At 31.0% G+C, this 16,179-nt stretch carries 15 protein-coding genes; 1 reads left to right on the top strand and 14 read right to left on the bottom strand.

The genetic code is table 11. The annotated features are described in order from the left end of the window. Positions 1-50: 50 nt before the first annotated feature. On the top strand, positions 51-536 hold the full coding sequence (locus tag EQM13_RS06445) for a superoxide dismutase family protein (RefSeq protein WP_071141275.1): 486 nt from the start codon (positions 51-53) through the stop codon (positions 534-536). 88 nt (positions 537-624) lie between these two features. Here EQM13_RS06445 and EQM13_RS06440 read toward each other — a convergent pair whose 3' ends face one another. The 14 genes from EQM13_RS06440 to EQM13_RS06380 all read right to left on the bottom strand — a co-directional run bounded on the left by EQM13_RS06440 (position 625) and on the right by EQM13_RS06380 (position 15,991). Further along, positions 625-1,728, bottom strand: coding sequence for an ABC transporter ATP-binding protein (locus EQM13_RS06440; RefSeq protein ID WP_128752298.1), 1,104 nt, complete (start codon positions 1,726-1,728; stop codon positions 625-627). 31 nt (positions 1,729-1,759) lie between these two features. Further along, on the bottom strand, positions 1,760-2,191 hold the full coding sequence (locus EQM13_RS06435) for a hypothetical protein (protein WP_161567185.1): 432 nt from the start codon (positions 2,189-2,191) through the stop codon (positions 1,760-1,762). 142 nt (positions 2,192-2,333) lie between these two features. Continuing rightward, on the bottom strand, positions 2,334-2,597 hold the full coding sequence (locus tag EQM13_RS06430; protein WP_128752296.1) for a hypothetical protein: 264 nt from the start codon (positions 2,595-2,597) through the stop codon (positions 2,334-2,336). 55 nt (positions 2,598-2,652) lie between these two features. Beyond that, a complete protein-coding gene (locus EQM13_RS18820; protein ID WP_255417543.1) occupies positions 2,653-2,775 on the bottom strand; it encodes a hypothetical protein in 123 nt (40 codons plus the stop codon). 96 nt (positions 2,776-2,871) lie between these two features. Beyond that, positions 2,872-3,114 (bottom strand): hypothetical protein, encoded by a 243-nt coding sequence (locus tag EQM13_RS06425; RefSeq protein ID WP_128752295.1) that lies wholly within the window; start codon positions 3,112-3,114, stop codon positions 2,872-2,874. 1,078 nt (positions 3,115-4,192) lie between these two features. Then, positions 4,193-4,990, bottom strand: a complete 798-nt coding sequence (locus EQM13_RS06420) for a carbohydrate ABC transporter permease (protein WP_128752294.1) — start codon at positions 4,988-4,990, stop codon at positions 4,193-4,195. Then, positions 4,991-6,757 (bottom strand): ABC transporter ATP-binding protein, encoded by a 1,767-nt coding sequence (locus EQM13_RS06415; RefSeq protein ID WP_128752293.1) that lies wholly within the window; start codon positions 6,755-6,757, stop codon positions 4,991-4,993. It lies immediately after the preceding gene. Between the two features lie 94 nt (positions 6,758-6,851). Further along, positions 6,852-7,034 (bottom strand): hypothetical protein, encoded by a 183-nt coding sequence (locus tag EQM13_RS06410; protein WP_071141269.1) that lies wholly within the window; start codon positions 7,032-7,034, stop codon positions 6,852-6,854. 48 nt (positions 7,035-7,082) lie between these two features. Next, the gene (locus EQM13_RS06405) at positions 7,083-9,350 is read right to left on the bottom strand and encodes an ABC transporter substrate-binding protein (RefSeq protein ID WP_128752292.1); all 2,268 of its coding nucleotides are present in this window, start codon (positions 9,348-9,350) and stop codon (positions 7,083-7,085) included. 15 nt (positions 9,351-9,365) lie between these two features. Next, positions 9,366-9,629, bottom strand: a complete 264-nt coding sequence (locus EQM13_RS06400; protein ID WP_071141267.1) for a CXXX repeat peptide modification system protein — start codon at positions 9,627-9,629, stop codon at positions 9,366-9,368. A 12-nt stretch (positions 9,630-9,641) separates the two neighbouring features. Beyond that, positions 9,642-11,828 (bottom strand): radical SAM peptide maturase, CXXX-repeat target family, encoded by a 2,187-nt coding sequence (locus tag EQM13_RS06395; protein WP_071141266.1) that lies wholly within the window; start codon positions 11,826-11,828, stop codon positions 9,642-9,644. Between the two features lie 395 nt (positions 11,829-12,223). After that, positions 12,224-13,183 (bottom strand): M23 family metallopeptidase, encoded by a 960-nt coding sequence (locus EQM13_RS06390; RefSeq protein WP_128752291.1) that lies wholly within the window; start codon positions 13,181-13,183, stop codon positions 12,224-12,226. Between the two features lie 170 nt (positions 13,184-13,353). After that, positions 13,354-15,045: an ABC transporter ATP-binding protein gene (locus EQM13_RS06385; protein WP_159429074.1), complete on the bottom strand. Its 1,692-nt coding sequence runs from the start codon at positions 15,043-15,045 to the stop codon at positions 13,354-13,356. Between the two features lie 235 nt (positions 15,046-15,280). Further along, positions 15,281-15,991, bottom strand: a complete 711-nt coding sequence (locus EQM13_RS06380) for a nitroreductase family protein (protein ID WP_128752289.1) — start codon at positions 15,989-15,991, stop codon at positions 15,281-15,283. Positions 15,992-16,179 lie beyond the last annotated feature (188 nt).

The following is a 16,179-nucleotide window of genomic DNA, read 5'->3' as shown; positions in this document are numbered from 1 at the left end:
CATTTATTACATCATAATATGAATATATAAAAATAAATGGAGGTCTTAATATGGATTATAATTATTGCTGCAGCGATAATGCAATAGCTTATATATACGGAGGTCCGCTGCAACCTAATTTATACGGCGAAGTAAAATTCTTAAATGTTTGTGGCGGGACCGAAGTACACGTGGAAGTATGGGGGCTTCCACCATATACTCCTGCTCATAACAGTACCATGCCCATAGGTCCTCACGGATTTCATATACACGACGGAAATACATGCGAAATAGGAGATCCGTCAGATCCCTTTCTCTCGGCAGGAAGTCACTGGAATCCCACAAATCAGCCCCACGGAAATCATGCTGGGGACTTCCCCGTACTGTTTTCCAACAGCGGCTATGCAAAGATGATTTTCTTCACAAATAAATTTAAGCCCGCCGACATAATAGGAAAAACCATAATAATACACCAAAATCCCGACGATTACAGGACTCAGCCTACGGGAAATTCAGGGAAAAGATTGGGCTGCGGAGTGATAAGTAAGCTCTGTTAAAGTATGAAAAAGGTCAGACTAAGTAATCTGACCTTTAGCTTTTTTTCAATAATGTGTTTTTCTTTTCTATCTTCATTATATTGATTAATTATTCTATTGCATTTTCACTTTCTTTATCAAATAAATAAATATCTTCACAGTCAAAACTAAGCTTTAAAATATCTCCTTTTCTATGCTCTTCTTTTGAATTTATCTTTGCAACTATCTTTTCGTCTCCTATTATTAAATGTATAAAGCTTTCAGCACCTACCATTTCTATAACGTCTACCTTTCCTTCTATATAATTTGCTGTAATTGAAGAATCTTCTATAAGATTTAAACTTTCCGGTCTTATTCCTATTACTATTTTATTAGCAATATATCCTCCTTCTTCAATTTTTTTACTTTTCTTTTTGTTTAATTCTATTTCTATTTCTTTTGTTTTGAGATGAACTATATCTTCAATTTTTTCTACATTTACATCTATAAAGTTCATTTGCGGACTTCCTATGAAACCTGCAACAAATATATTTGAAGGATTATAATAAAGCTCTTTAGGTGTTGCTACTTGTTGGATACATCCGTCTTTCATTACTATAATTCTCGTTCCCATTGTCATTGCTTCGATTTGATCATGGGTTACATATATGAAGGTTGTTTCCAATTCATTATGCAATTTTATTACTTCTATCCTCGTTTGAACTCTTAGTTTTGCATCCAAGTTTGAAAGAGGTTCATCCATTAAAAATACTTTTGGATTTCTTACTATTGCCCTTCCTAGAGCTACCCTTTGCTGTTGCCCTCCTGATAAGGCTTTCGGCTTTCTGTTTAATAAATCCTTTATATCCAATGTTTTTGCAACTTCTTCTATCTTTCTTGCAATTTCATCCTTAGGTACTTTTCTAAGCTCTAAACCCAAGGACATATTTTCGTAGACTGTCATATGGGGGTAAAGAGCATAGTTTTGAAACACCATTGCAATATCTCTGTCCTTTGGAGAAATCTCATTCATCAATACATCATCTATATATAATTCTCCTCCTGTTATCTCCTCTAATCCTGCAACCATACGAAGTATTGTGGATTTTCCGCAACCGGATGGACCTACCAAAACTATAAATTCTTTATCTTCAACCTCAAGGTTAAAATCCTTTACTGCCTGAATATTTCCTTTATACGTTTTTTTTATATTTCTAAACGATAGCCTTCCCATAAAACTCTCCTCTTTCTATTTATAAAATTTATTAGAGTTTTCTTTCTGCCGTCTTAAACTTCCCACACATATAGCTTATTGAAACTGATAATAATGCTATTAGTAAAATAACCGATTCTATAAAATACTTCTTTGTTACTCTCATAAGATTTGTATATATCTTTCCATATCCTGCAACGGTTTTTCCATATTCTTCTCTAAGTATATTTTCAATTCGAGAGTAAAATTTGAAGTCAAATATATCCGTAGGCGGTAAAAATCTGCTTGGGGTTGATAGTTTAAACTCTAATATTAATCTTAATAGAAATATCCAAAGAAATATCAGTAATAATGTTTTTAGTATTTGTAATAACACTATTGTCATATTTCCCGAAAGAAGTTCCTTTCCGTATTTTCTTTTTGTTCCAAATTGATACTTTTTTATATTTAATTTTATGGACTTTATTAGGTATACTGTAAGCAATATTAATACTATAATTTCAAATATAAATATAAATCCATAATAGTATTTTGATAGATTTCTCTTTGATTCTGTAAAGTCTGCGATTTTTATTTCTTCTTGTTCTTCTGTTGAAATTATTTTTACGTCTTCAAAAATTTTTCTTTTACAAAGTTTTTTCTGTTTTCATCTTTAGGTTTGACTTCAAGACTGTAAAATGTTTTTCTCCCTCTCCTAAATTTTCTGGGATATCTTCTTTTTTTACATATAAATTTTCTATTTTTGATTTTGAGTATTTATCATTTTCATATATTCCGACTATTTTATACTTTTTTCCGAATATGTCCATCGTTTCTCCTAAAGAAAAAGAGTCATTTGTTTCTTTTACAAATTTTTCACTATGAGTATTTGATTTTCTCCTGTTATCCATTTCCCAGAGGCAATTTCTATATTATTTATTTGAGAGTAGTTTTCATCTATTCCTATTATGCTATATTTTTTCCTTCAAAAGATATATCCTTTTCTTCGGTTTCAGATAGTATATATTTTTCTTCTATTATTTTCCTTCCGCCCATTAGTTTTCTGATAGATTTCGTTTTTTTCTTCAAATATTATTTCAATCTTTGAAGGAAAGTTTTTGTGATTCTTTTTTTATATTTCTTTGTATTAAGAATAGCAAAAGGGTTAGAACTGACAATATTATATTAAGTTATTTTGATTTTATTTTTTTCTTTTCTATTCTTCATTTTTTCACCTCTTCCTTCTACTACTCTTACGTTCATTCCTTCTCTTAGAGGTTTTGTCGTCCATTTTACTACTTCTGAATTATATGGAAGAACTCCTGTTATTGCTGTTTCATATCCGTTTGTTGCTTCTATCTTCACATTTATTCTCACTAGTTGGTCTCTTTTTCTTATGGATTTTTCTTCGATATTACATAGATACATTTTCTCCTTCTGTGTGAATTGCACTGTTGGGTACTATAGTATCGTAGATTCCTAAGATTCACTTTTTTATCAAAGGGATCTTTGTTATTTCTCCTCTTTTTGTTTTGTTACTTCTACTTCAGGTGCCATGATATAGGAAATTTTTTGTGTGATTAAGGTGAACGATAGCATTGCTGCCATAAATATTATTGATTCCTCTTCCTAATTTTTGTTTTGGGTTCTTCTCTCCTTTACTTCGTTATATAAATTTTTTCATATAACCTTCCAGCCCTGATGACCAGCTTATTCCCCTGTGTAAATCCTCATAGGAAAATTGGTATAGGAGTATACTGGCATTATACTGAATACTGTTCCTGTGCGAAGGATATTTCTCTCTAATTCTCCTGTTGCATTTAAGGTTACTGACAAGGCATATAGTCACTTGTCACTTATAAAGGACTAAGGTTGTTCTACCATTGACAGTAGTGTACGAATATAGAACTGTAAGTGCGGATATTATTGAACGACATAAAGGCATACTATTTTTAGAAATAGTTTGAATTCGCTTAGCCCGTCTATTCTTCCTGCATCATATATTTCTTTGTCCATCCTTCTTCATATACTGTACCATTAGAACTGTTCCGAAGGTTGAGAATATATTAGGCAGTATTACTGCACTGGGACTGTCTATTATGTTTAGCGCTTTTAGGGTTAAATATTGAGGCACCATAGTTGCTTGAAAAGGCATTAGCATTAAGACTATGTATAGCCAATATAGGAAGTTCTTTCCTTGAATTCGAATCTGCTGAATCCGTATGCCCCAAGCAAGCTTAGGGGGAATATTTATTCGATGATTATAAAGATGTAGATTGCTGAATTCCAAAATCCTCTGAAAAAGTCTTCAGTTTGGAATAGAACTTTTCCGTATTGTATTAGGCTGAACCCCCATTAAATCTGTGAAGGAATTTATTATCATTATTATCATAGGAAGAAGACATATTGTTGATATAAAATATATTAAAATATTTTCAATATTTTTTTATTTTTTATCCCTCCCTATTCTTCTGAAACTTTTTTTGAAAATTTAGGAATACCGATATTAGGATGGATATTCTATTACCAATATAAAAGCGGCGGTGCTTAATCTCTGATAATTAAGCTTTAAAAAATTGTTGTTCATAAAATGCTGTAACAGATAGGCTGTACTTGGTGGATAATTTTCATAAAGCCCATAGGCTTCTCTGAACATTTGGAAGGAATTTATTATACTGAATATTACGACAAAAAATATTATTGGCGTAATTAAAGGTACTACTATTTTAAATGAATACTTTAGTTTTGAATTTGAATCCAAAAGAAATGCTTCTTTGTATTCCTTTTCAAGGGATGAGATTGCACCTGTGAATATTACAAGCATATATCCCATATTTTTTATTATAAAAATGAAGATCAAAAACCCCATTGCATGCTTTCCTCCTAAGAAATCTACTGTGTTCCACCCAAATAATTGTATTATTTTATTTATAATTCCTTCATTGTCAAATAATGTTTTCCAGCTCATAAGTGCTGATGCAACAGGAACGATTATAGGTGAAAGCATTGCCCATCTTGGGAAGACATAAAGCTTATCCGACATCAGTAGGCTTAAAAATAACGAAAGTAAGGTAACCGATGGAACACCGATTAAAATAAACTTCAACGTGTTTTTTGTTGCAAGCTCAAATGTAGGATTCCCGACTAAATCCTTAAAGTTTTCAAACCAGATAAATTGAACATCTGTTACACCTTTTGTAAAAGTATAATAAAGGCTCATAAAAAACGGGATAATATAGAACAAAAGAACTCCTATAAACCCGGGAAGAATAAAGAGCCATACATTCATCTTACTTTTTTTCATTTAAGTCACCTTCTCTCTAATATTCAAATCTATATTTTTAAACAGCTCGCAATAAAGCTTACTATTCTGAATTAAATAATTGTGACTTCCCCTTTCTGCTACGATTCCTTCATCAATTAAAAATATCTCATCACTTTCTATGATTGAAGATACTTTATGACTTATAAAAATTACTACAGAATTTTTGCTTAATTCCTTTAAAACAGATATTATAAGTTTTTCAGATTTTCCGTCTAAATTTGCAGTCACTTCATCAAAAATGTATATTTTTGTATTCCTTAGTAATGCACGGGCAATGCTAAGTTTTTGTTTTTGCCCACTTGAAAGTATTGATGCTCCCTCTCCGATTACAGTTTCATATTTTTGGGGAAGTGTATTTATATATTCATCCAAATCAACCTTTTTGCACATTTCAATTACCTCTTCATCCCTTGCAACAGGATTCCCAAATTTTATATTATTTAATACAGTATCATCAAAGAAAAAGTCTTCTTTTTGTACATAGGTTATATTTCTTCTTAGTTTCTCTTTTGGTATATCCTTATAGCTCTCTCCATTAAGCTTCAATTCCCCGTATTCAACATCGTATAATTTTACCAACAATTTTGCAATTGTGCTTTTCCCACAACCATTCTTTCCTACAAAGCCATAAAATCCGAAGGATGATATTTCAAATGAAAAATTATTCAAAACCGGTTTATCTTTTTCACTATATCTAAAATAAATTTCATTTCCCTCAAAATTTATATTTTTTAAAGAAAAATTATTTCCTGGAGTTTCTCTTTTTTCACTACTCTTAGACATAATTTCATTTACTCTGTTTAAAGATATAATGACATTCTGTTTACTTATATTTAATTTCAAAACTTCTGATATGGAAGAAAAAAGATTATTTATATATGTGTTAAATGAAACCATTGTTCCTATTGTCAGTAAATTTGACCTTATTAAAATAGCAGATAAATATATTACATATAATGAAGAAATAACAGTTATTAAATTATTCAAAAGATCAACTGTATTATTTAAAAAAATTGATCTTTTTAAAATTTTAAAATCTCTTGAGATGAAATTTTTGAATTTTTCATTCATCGAATCCTCAAGCATATAACTTTTAATCCCTGTATTATTTGAAAATATTTCATTTTGAAAGCTATAATATTTATCATTATACTCTTTCCTTCTTTTTGCTAATTCTTTAAAATATTTTCTTGATAAAAATGTCACCGCAAAAGAAGCAGGAATATAAAAAACCGCTACCGAAGTTAATTGGGTTGAAATTTTGAAAACAAAATACAATGAAATGGCGATATTAACTATTATATGCAAAAAACTTGTAATGACATTTATGCAAAATGAAACTATTTCATCGGAATCTCCGTTTAAACGATACATAAATTCCCCTGTATCATATTTATCATAGACCTTTGTTTTAAGTCTTATTATTTTATCAAACATATTCTTTTGAACACTTTTTGACACTTTAAAACTCAAGGTCTGGCCTAAATAGTCTTCATAAATCCCTAATAAAGTTGTAAATATTGTTACAACAAAATATATGACAATCAGCTTTATTAAATATTCCATATTTGAAGAGGAAATACTGTCAAGCATTTTACCATATAAATACGGATTTATGTTTTTTATAAAAGTTCCACCGAATATCATCAAGACTAAAAAGACCAATCTATTTTTTTTCGGAGAAATGTATTTTTTAATAAAAACCTTTAGCTTTTCATTATCTTCTTTATTTTTATTAGATTTCATTTTGTTTCTTATTTCTCCTTGTTCTTATTTTAAATTCACAATTTTCATATATGTATGCAGCCTTGCAATCATCAATAATTGCAAGGCTGTTTCGTTACTTCTCCAGATCATTCATAGCTTGTATACCTACATCAATCTTACAGAGATCTGCACAAAAAGTAGCACAACCATCTCGGCATTTATTTCCGCAACCGCTTGAACATATATTTCCGCAATCTGTGCACGCCATAGGCGAAATCGAAACCTTTGTTTTTTTTAGCTTGCTTTCGTAAGTCATGATATCCCCCCTTTAAATATATTGTGAATACCTCTTGGGTATACAACTCTACTCATTAAGCCTTAAATCCACATTTCCCTGCGCCTTTTCTATCCCTTCCTCTATTGTGATTTTATCATCTAAATATTCCATAATCGGATCTGAAATATCTTTTTTAAAGTAATCCATATCATAAAGATAATCAATATTTTTATAAGCTTCTCTTCGTTCTTTATAAAATCTTCTCGAAATTTCTTTATTCATATTTATCATCTCTTTTTCCTCAACCTTAATATACTTGTCTTCTCCAGACGTATTTATAGGGCTTCCAGGAACCCAGGTATATGCCTGAATCTCTTCTTCTAAAAGAAAGCTTAGAAATTTCCATGCATTTTTCTTTCTTTGAGAACGGCCGTTTATTGAATACATATTATTTGTATATGCAACTCGATTACTGTTTTTCTCACCCGTAAATATGGGGATTATACTACTTCTGTTTTTTTCGTTGTACTTTTCAAAAAGATACAGGTCAGCACCTGGCCCCTTGTTATTGTTTAAGCTGCAAAATAATGAACCTTGTAAACAATCATCTCCTAATTCGTCTACTGTCTTCGCAAAGTTTGGACTTTTAAGACACTCTTTCAATTCTTTTATCAACTCTATAAACCATTTCTGATTTAAATTTGCTTCTTTCTTTTCAAGATCAATTAAGTCTGGCATATTTGCTATTAGTATTGTAATCAACATATCTTCTTTTTCTTCTATAGTTGTAAATAAATGTGCATCGGGTTCTTTTTCTTCTATTATCTTTGTCAGTTTTAAAACTTCACTCCACTTCAAATTATCATAATCCAAATTTAAACCCAACTTTTCAGCCAACTGGTCATCTACTTGATAATAATAGCCTATAAAGCTTATGGGAAGTCCACGAATTCTATCATTTATTTTTATTCCATTCAAAACACTCTTATTTAAATCTTTATACTTCTGATCTTTTTCAAGGAAAGATGTCAAATCTTCAAATGCATCGGTTTTAAACAAATCCCTGTAAACAAGTCCTGCCCCACCTGTCATAACAACATCCCCGGTTTCTCCGGAAAGAATTTTCATTGTCAATTGTTTCCCATATTGCTCATTGTTTTCCAAATATTCCTCACGATTGTTGTAAATATAATCATATTCTATTTTTTCCTCCGGATACTTAATCTCGTAGCATTTTATTGCATATGCCAAAAAGTCCTGCCTATAAGGTGCTGTAATCGTCAAAGTTACGGCTCTATCGGCATTATTCTTTTTCTCCTTTTCTCTGTATGCAAAGAATTTGTATGGTTCGTCTTCTTCATAAGGTGTAATAGCAATATAAAAATCATTATTTTTTCCTACGAAAAAATCCGTTATCGTACCTTCGGGACTTTTCCCAAGAACTGTGGAATCCTTTCCGAAGGTAAATACAACGCCCGATTCTTTTTTATTATTTATATCGTATTCCCGTATTGCCTCTCCTGACGGACTTGAAATATAAACATGATTTTTTTCTCTGCTATATTTTATAAATTCTCCTTCCGAAGGCATGAGATATTCCAAAAGTCCATCTTCTATATTTATCTTGTTAATACTTGAAGGCCCATGGGATGATTTTTCTGTTTGTATATATACACTTCCTTTACCGTCTACGTCAAAGTCATATATTGAAACGGTATCATTATTATAAGTATTATGAAGTTTCCCATCTTTGCTATATATCTGAAGTGATCTGTAGGTCTTTTTACTCTCCTTATCCTTATAATAGGAAAGAATATATAAATATCTTTCATCGCATTTGAACTTTTCAATATGTAAGCCCGAATCTTCAAATAAAGTTCCCTCAAAATTTTCAATTTCAACAGCTTGATTTATTTCCTTTCCTGTTTCATCAAAGGATTTCACTAAAATTTTTTTTAAATCATCATCATACTTTATTGTCCAAGATATACCTTCCTCATCTATCCAAATTCCGTCTCCCTTATACATTTCTTCATTGGGAAATTCATAGATTAAATCTCCTGTTTTCATATCCATAAGAGACATCTTGTTATTTTGGGGATTTTTTGAAAGTCTTACGGGTTTATCTTTAAATTTCAGAAATTTAATGTATTTTATATCTTCAAAAACTTCTTCTCCCCTTGATTCTTCCTTATAATGAAGCTCCCCCTCTTCAGTATCTGTTGCATTCTTAGAAACTTCTTGCTTTTCATTATCCTCTTTCCCGGTTTTATTTAACAAAACAAATCCTATAACAACTACTGCTATTATTGCAATTATAAGTACTGTTTGTTTTCCCTTTTCGCTTATTTTCATAATAAGGCCTCCAAATCAGTCTTGACTTATAACTTCTTGAGTATCAAAATTTACCCACCAGTTACTTCCTTCCCATTTATATTTTTTAGACATTACACTCCACCAATTATTAAATTCATGAAATGTTCTTCCATAATCTTTAACCAATTTTTCATATAATTCGGAATCCTTAACATCAATAATTTTGGTTAAATTTTCAAGAGCAAGTTTTTTTTCAAATAAATCCTGAATATTATTGAAATCTTCCTTTGAAAGTTTCCAAATAACTTTACCCTTCATTTTAATTCCTCCTTATCTATTATATTTGTAATATCCTATAAGATTCTCAATATTATCAGAGAACTTGTAAATGGGATCTAAATAGTCTTTCTTCTTTATTTCTCTTATAGGAGGCAATTCAATTTTCTCCGATAAAATCTTTAGTTTTTCTAAAATGTCAATTGATATATCTCTTTCTATATGACTTTTTCTGCATTGAAAAGATGGTGAAACATTGACCTCATTTGTATATAATTTGTTGATATATACACAGTTTTTACATTGATATGCATCGCAAATTCTGCATAAGTTGCTATTTTTTATTTCATATAATCTTTTTGAGTAATCTTTAAAAATTCCCCTTTCCAAATCGCCTATAAATTCATCAGGGTTATTTGAATATTCCGCACAACAAGTATAAATTTTTTCTTTCGAAGACACGATGAAATCGTTTTCTCCAGCCATACAATTTTCATGTTTGTCAAGAAAAATTGTATCTGTAAGTAAATTAAGTTCTTTTAAAACTCCGTTATTTCCCAATTCCTCAATTAAAAATTTGCTTATTTTTTTCATTTGGAAACGATATACTTCTTCGTTAAAATTTTTATCAAGTCCTATTATGTTAAGGTTTATACGATTACAATTTTTAAACAATGTTTTTAGACATTCCGATAATTCCTCTATTTCATCTGAATTTATATTTAATATTATATTCTCTTGAAATGAATCCGATTTTTTTACACTCTCCAAATCATAAACTGGTAAAATCCTCTTTAGGCCAATTTCTTTTGCAGTTTCACAAAACTTTGCTGGAACTATGTGCAGAATATCATAATTTAAATATTCCTTTATATTCTTAAAGTCAAAACTATTATTTGAATGCACAAATACGGGTCTTAAAAAGTTTTGTCGTGCAAATTTTAGGCCACTTATGATTTCATCTTCTTCCATAATATTATCGGTTTTACTTTCGTTTTTATATGAACAATAAGTCACATAGTCATCGGATAATAAGAAATAAATTTGTTTTTTTAAAGCTTGTCCGTTACTTCTTTCTATATCACAAAGATTATAAAGCTTTGAAAAATAATGGTCATTTGCCCTAACTCTTGCCTTGTGCATTTTACAGATATATTTTGCTCTATAAAAATTTGTGGGAGTAGGCGCTTCATCATAGTTAAACCCCTGGCAAAATGCACAACCCGTGGCGATTTCACAATTCAAACATTCTTCATCGCTTTGAATTCTGTTTGTGGATAAAACGAAAGGACGGACTTTTTCCATGTCAACCCCATCCTTCAAATTCCCAAGTACCCATTCTTTATGGTTATTCAACGAATGTCCATAATATCTTAAGCATGGATAGATATTACCACTCGGGTTGAAAGATATCATTTTCCCTGCCCCACAGTAGGTTCTGCTTATATCTTCTTCGGTATACGGAAAACCTATTGATTCATCAAAAAATGAACAGTAAAATCCTTTATCATATAATTCATTTTCAATTACATAATCCGCAAGTTTTATAAGCTGCTCTTCTAAAATTTTGTCGTCTCCCTCTTTCCAAACATCTTCAAATACTACATTTGCACTAACTTCATTTATTCCTTTGTTCCAAAGTGAAATTATACTTTCATATAATAATGGTAAATCCTGACTTGCAAAAGTTGATTTTGTCGTTCCTCTAAATTGGCTTAACCATAAATTCAAATTTTTGTTAATTGTATCATAAGAACCGGAACCGTCAGGAAAAACTCTATTTAAATCGTGTTTCTCCTTTGTACCATCCAAAGAAATTGTAACTGAAATTTTGTTCCTATTTTTATTTATAAAATTTTGAACGGCAGGATTCGAATAATTAACCCCGTTTGTACAAATACTTATTCTGTAATTCCAATACCAATCATGGTTTAGTTTAAATGCAGTAATCTTAAAGTAATCACATATTTGGTCGATAAGTTCCACTTCTAAAAAAGGTTCCCCACCAATAAATTCCAAAATGAGAGCTTCAGAATATCTTAAATCATCAGAATTCAAAAGATAATTCACAAATCTTTTTGCGGTTTCAAAGTTCATTCTTTTATCAGAAGATTTATGTGTTACATAACAGTATTTACATCTGAGATTACAATCTTCAGTGACTATAAAAGTTACAGTTTGAGATTTATCAGAACGCCAGCCTCCTATGGTTTTTCCAAATGTATATTCCTTTCTTTCCAATCAGACCACTCCTTGTACCAAAATATTTACAAATAAAACTTTATAGATAATATATACTCTGTAGCATAAAAACAAGGTATGTTTTTATGTTAGTATTTAATTTATGAAATTATAAATAATATAACATAAAGGCGACGTTAGGATTTGTCAAATTGTGGAGCGAATATATTAATTTTCTGTAATATATTCACAGTCATAAAAACAAATGAATTCAAATATAAAAACCTGCTAATAAAAATCAAGTATTTTTTAGCAGGTTTTTAATTCTTTATCTATTTAATATCGATATCAAAATATTTTTGGAATGTATTGTCTAATCTGTGTCCGGTACCTATAAATATGGGGAAACTTCCTGTATTTTGTTATATATCTTTGGATTTATTTTATACATTATTTTAATCTATACATATTCTCATATTTTTAACTGGCATCTTACCATTTAGGGTAAACTGAACTCCAGTTCCTTTCCATATATTACTGCCATCATTATAAATAACCTGCATATGTAAGTGTGGTCTGTTTGAATATCCTGAATTACCAATTTCACCAATATATTCGCCTTTATTAATATATTGACCTTTTATTAGATTTACTGTATTCTTTTCTAAATGCGCGAGAATTATAAAATAATTATCTTTTTTTATTATTACATGATTTCCAATACCCCTCAAGTAATTTCCGCTATATGGAATATTGTTTTCTACATTATTTATTACCTCATAAACAATACCATCAATAGGACAATACACTTCTTGCTTAAATATATAATACTTCTCATTATTCAATGGTATAATTCCATCCATTGTAAAACCTATGCTATTAATTTTGACTATATCTACTGCATATCTCATAGACTCCTTCCACTTCGCATGGTCTTTAAATTTATAATGATAATTAGTAAAAAAAGACTTTTTACCATCCCCACCTTCAGCAATTAAATATTTGCCCTCCTTAAATGGAAATGATAAATCTATATCAATTTTTTTATGTTTTTGATGCTTACTTAATATTATATTTATAACTAATACAATAAAGACAGGTAAAAGAATTATTGCATCTATATCTTCTATTACATCTTTGTAAGAAAAAACAGCTTTAGCTTCAAATCTAAATAAACTTATTCCCGTACATATAATTACTGATATTAAAAATATATACCTTAAATAATAATTAAAATTTTCCCAGTAAACTGATAAAAATATAAAATACATACTTAATATGTGTAAACTATTGTTTACAATAAAAATAAATATTGTATCATAACTATTTGCAATACTATTATAGATCAAATATATAGGTAATATAATTTGAAGAAAAGCAAAGACACACATTTGTATTGGTCTTTTTAAAGTCATAAATTCCTCCTTATCTAATAAATTTTCAGTTAGCTGCAGAACTCTAAATTAATGTTAAATCCTATACTAATATGTATTGAAATAACTTAATCCTTCACTATTAGTTATAAAATTTACCAATAAAGTTACTAAGAAAACATACTATGTTTTCTTAAATTGTATAAATCAGTCTAATTAACTGCTTTAATAACCTTTCCTACTCCGTTATCAATCTTAATTACTTTGTCGGCTAATTTTATCAATTCTTCATCATGGGTTGCAACAAAAACAGTCGATTTGCCCTTTATTTCTCCGAGCAGCGATACAACCTTCAATCTGTTTTCCAAGTCAAGTTCCGCCGTCGGTTCGTCAAAGGCATAAGCAGGGGCATATCTGTTTAATGTTCTGCACAATGCAAATCTTCTCTGCTCACCGCCGGACAGATTCTTATTTATGGAATCCAGCTTAAAATCATATCCCCTATTTTTGATTATTTCATCGATTCCGAGCTTTTCACATAGTTCATCTAAATTTTCACTTTTCTCCTGATTTCCGTAGTTCAAATTTTCAATTATACTTCTTTTTAAAATATATGGGTTTTGAAAACATATTCTAAAAGAATTTTTCAAAGTTTCCTTATCCCTGGAAACATCCGTGTTATTTAACACAATTTTTCCCTCATTAATGGTTGTCAGTCCAGCCAAAGAATTTATAAACGTACTTTTCCCGCTGCCGCTTTCCCCTATTATCGCTATTAACTGCCCCGGTTTTGCACTAAAGGATAAGTCATGGATTACCAAATTTTCATCGTTCTTTATGGAAACTTCCTTAAATTCAACTGCCAGGGGTTTGTCTGCGTAGTCCATATCGGATGCCTGTTTATCAGCCGATATGAAATTTCTCTTGGGCTTCAGCTCAAAAACCCGTTCCAAGGCTGCATCCGCCTGAGACAGTTCGTTTCCGTATCTGCTGATTAAAATCATAGGTGCGTAAATTTTAGTTAAATACGTATACACAACAAGGATATCCCCGACACTAAACCTGCCGGCATTTATACCGTGATATGTTATCAAAAGCGTTGCCACAAACCCGAAGGCCTGAACCCCCCTTACCGACGGCCAATAACGATTAAACAGGTGCATAGTTGATTTTCTGTACCCGCTTATATCACCGTTATATCTGCAAAACCTTTTGCCTTCTTCTTTTTCGGTTCTATATGACTTTATCAATGTAATATTGGACAGTACGTCCGATAAAAAATCGCTTATGTTGCCAAAGGATTTTCTTTCCATCCTGGCAAGTTCCTGGCTCCTCTTTGTAACCCATTTGGAAAGAAGATATATTACAGGAGCTAAAGCTGCTGAAATAGCCGCCAGTTTTATATTCCAAAGGGCAAATATAACCAAGCTGAAAATTAAAGACAGTATGCTTGTCAGAAATCCGTTAAGAGGCCCTGCTATAGCCCTGGTAACCGCTTCCACGTCTCCCGTGATTCTTGATATAATATCTCCCACTCTGATTTTCTCATTATCGTCACCGCTCATAACCCACCGGAAAGCATCGTTTCTGACATCTTCAATAATTCTGTTATTAAATAAAGTTACCGCAGATCCATATAACAACGAAAACACGCCTTCCAACATATACACAATACCAAATGCAATGATTAAATTTACAGGAGACGTCCCGAATATTTTAACATAAATCAGCTTATAAGAGGTTAACTTAACTTTCCCTATTACGTCAACGAGCGCACCCAATAACTGGACAGGTATCAACTCGAAAAACGCTACAATACATGATAATATAAGCATTCCAAAGAATACCGCTTTTCTTCTCTTTACATAATCATATAACTGAATAATACCGTTTAACTTTCTCACGCTATTCCCTCCCGTAAATTTTCTATTAATATACCCTTTCAGGGGACGGTTCTTTTTGTTTGAATCAAACAAAAAGAACCGTCCCCCTATCTTTCCAGGCAAGACAAATGAAACGTCCGAGACCAGTGAAAAAGTCTGATTTTTTAATTTTTTATATCTACAAATCCGCATTTTTGCTGGAGTAATTTTTAAAAATAACAACTTTATCACTGGTCTCGAAACGTACCCCTGTCTTTTAAAAATTCTTCAGATATTCAGCCACGGACCGATTCATCTCCAAAGCAAAATCAGACATATATTTACGATTGCAGAGGTCTTTAATAATTTCATTACTTCCTTGTTTCTTGTACATATCAAGAAGTTCTTGCGATTTCATTTCTCTATAACAATTTTCATGAAGAATGTGGCTTCGATCAAAACGAGGCGGTTTTTTCCTGCTGAGCTGTTGTTCAGTAGGATAGCCGTAAACAACTAAGGCTATGGGTACCGTATAAGTCGGTAATTTAATAAGTTCTCTTATCTGTTCGCAATTTTCAAGAATATCACCTATATAGCAGGAACCCAAACCTAACGAATGGGCAGCTACAACGGTATTTTGAGCAGCAATCAATGCGTCTGCGCAGGCAAGGAAAAGATCTCCTGCCGACGGTTTTCTTGGAGAGGCATCAGCTGCAATATATGTTCTGTACCATCTTTCACAATCGGCCAAGAAAACAAGCATAAGGGGTGCTTTAGCGATAAAAGGCTGGTTATCGCAAAGTATTGATAATCTGTCTTTAATCTTTGGATCCGTCACGTCAATTATGGTGTAAAACATCATATTGCCGGCAGTGGGAGCTTCAAAAGCCGCCCCAATCACTTCATCCTTAACCGTAGCAGGAATATCCTTCTCCTCAAATATACGTACGGATTTTCTTTCTTTAAGCTGTTTTAAAACTTCATTCATATTCCATACCTCCAATGTACTTAATAATATATTTAAATAATAACATATGAAAACTATAATTGGTAAAATTTTTAAATTAAAATACAAAAAATTAAGAAAAACTTAAGATATTAATAAGTATTTCTTTAAACACCGCTTATTTAGTTCTGTTATATTAAAAATACCAAACAAATGAGCTTTAACATTTT

The organism is Acidilutibacter cellobiosedens, from assembly GCF_004103715.1.
Lineage (GTDB): Bacteria > Bacillota > Clostridia > Tissierellales > Acidilutibacteraceae > Acidilutibacter > Acidilutibacter cellobiosedens.
This window is presented reverse-complemented; position numbering and strand designations above follow the sequence as displayed.

What these genes read in the sequence shown, in the direction of transcription:
- EQM13_RS06445 (WP_071141275.1), top strand. Translation starts at nt 51, where the DNA reads ATGGATTATAATTATTGCTGCAGCGATAATGCAATAGCTTATATATAC.
- EQM13_RS06440 (WP_128752298.1), bottom strand. Translation starts at nt 1,728, where the DNA reads ATGGGAAGGCTATCGTTTAGAAATATAAAAAAAACGTATAAAGGAAAT.
- EQM13_RS06430 (WP_128752296.1), bottom strand. Translation starts at nt 2,597, where the DNA reads ATGGATAACAGGAGAAAATCAAATACTCATAGTGAAAAATTTGTAAAA.
- EQM13_RS06425 (WP_128752295.1), bottom strand. Translation starts at nt 3,114, where the DNA reads ATGTATCTATGTAATATCGAAGAAAAATCCATAAGAAAAAGAGACCAA.
- EQM13_RS06420 (WP_128752294.1), bottom strand. Translation starts at nt 4,990, where the DNA reads ATGAAAAAAAGTAAGATGAATGTATGGCTCTTTATTCTTCCCGGGTTT.
- EQM13_RS06415 (WP_128752293.1), bottom strand. Translation starts at nt 6,757, where the DNA reads ATGAAATCTAATAAAAATAAAGAAGATAATGAAAAGCTAAAGGTTTTT.
- EQM13_RS06410 (WP_071141269.1), bottom strand. Translation starts at nt 7,034, where the DNA reads ATGACTTACGAAAGCAAGCTAAAAAAAACAAAGGTTTCGATTTCGCCT.
- EQM13_RS06405 (WP_128752292.1), bottom strand. Translation starts at nt 9,350, where the DNA reads ATGAAAATAAGCGAAAAGGGAAAACAAACAGTACTTATAATTGCAATA.
- EQM13_RS06400 (WP_071141267.1), bottom strand. Translation starts at nt 9,629, where the DNA reads ATGAAGGGTAAAGTTATTTGGAAACTTTCAAAGGAAGATTTCAATAAT.
- EQM13_RS06390 (WP_128752291.1), bottom strand. Translation starts at nt 13,183, where the DNA reads ATGACTTTAAAAAGACCAATACAAATGTGTGTCTTTGCTTTTCTTCAA.
- EQM13_RS06380 (WP_128752289.1), bottom strand. Translation starts at nt 15,991, where the DNA reads ATGAATGAAGTTTTAAAACAGCTTAAAGAAAGAAAATCCGTACGTATA.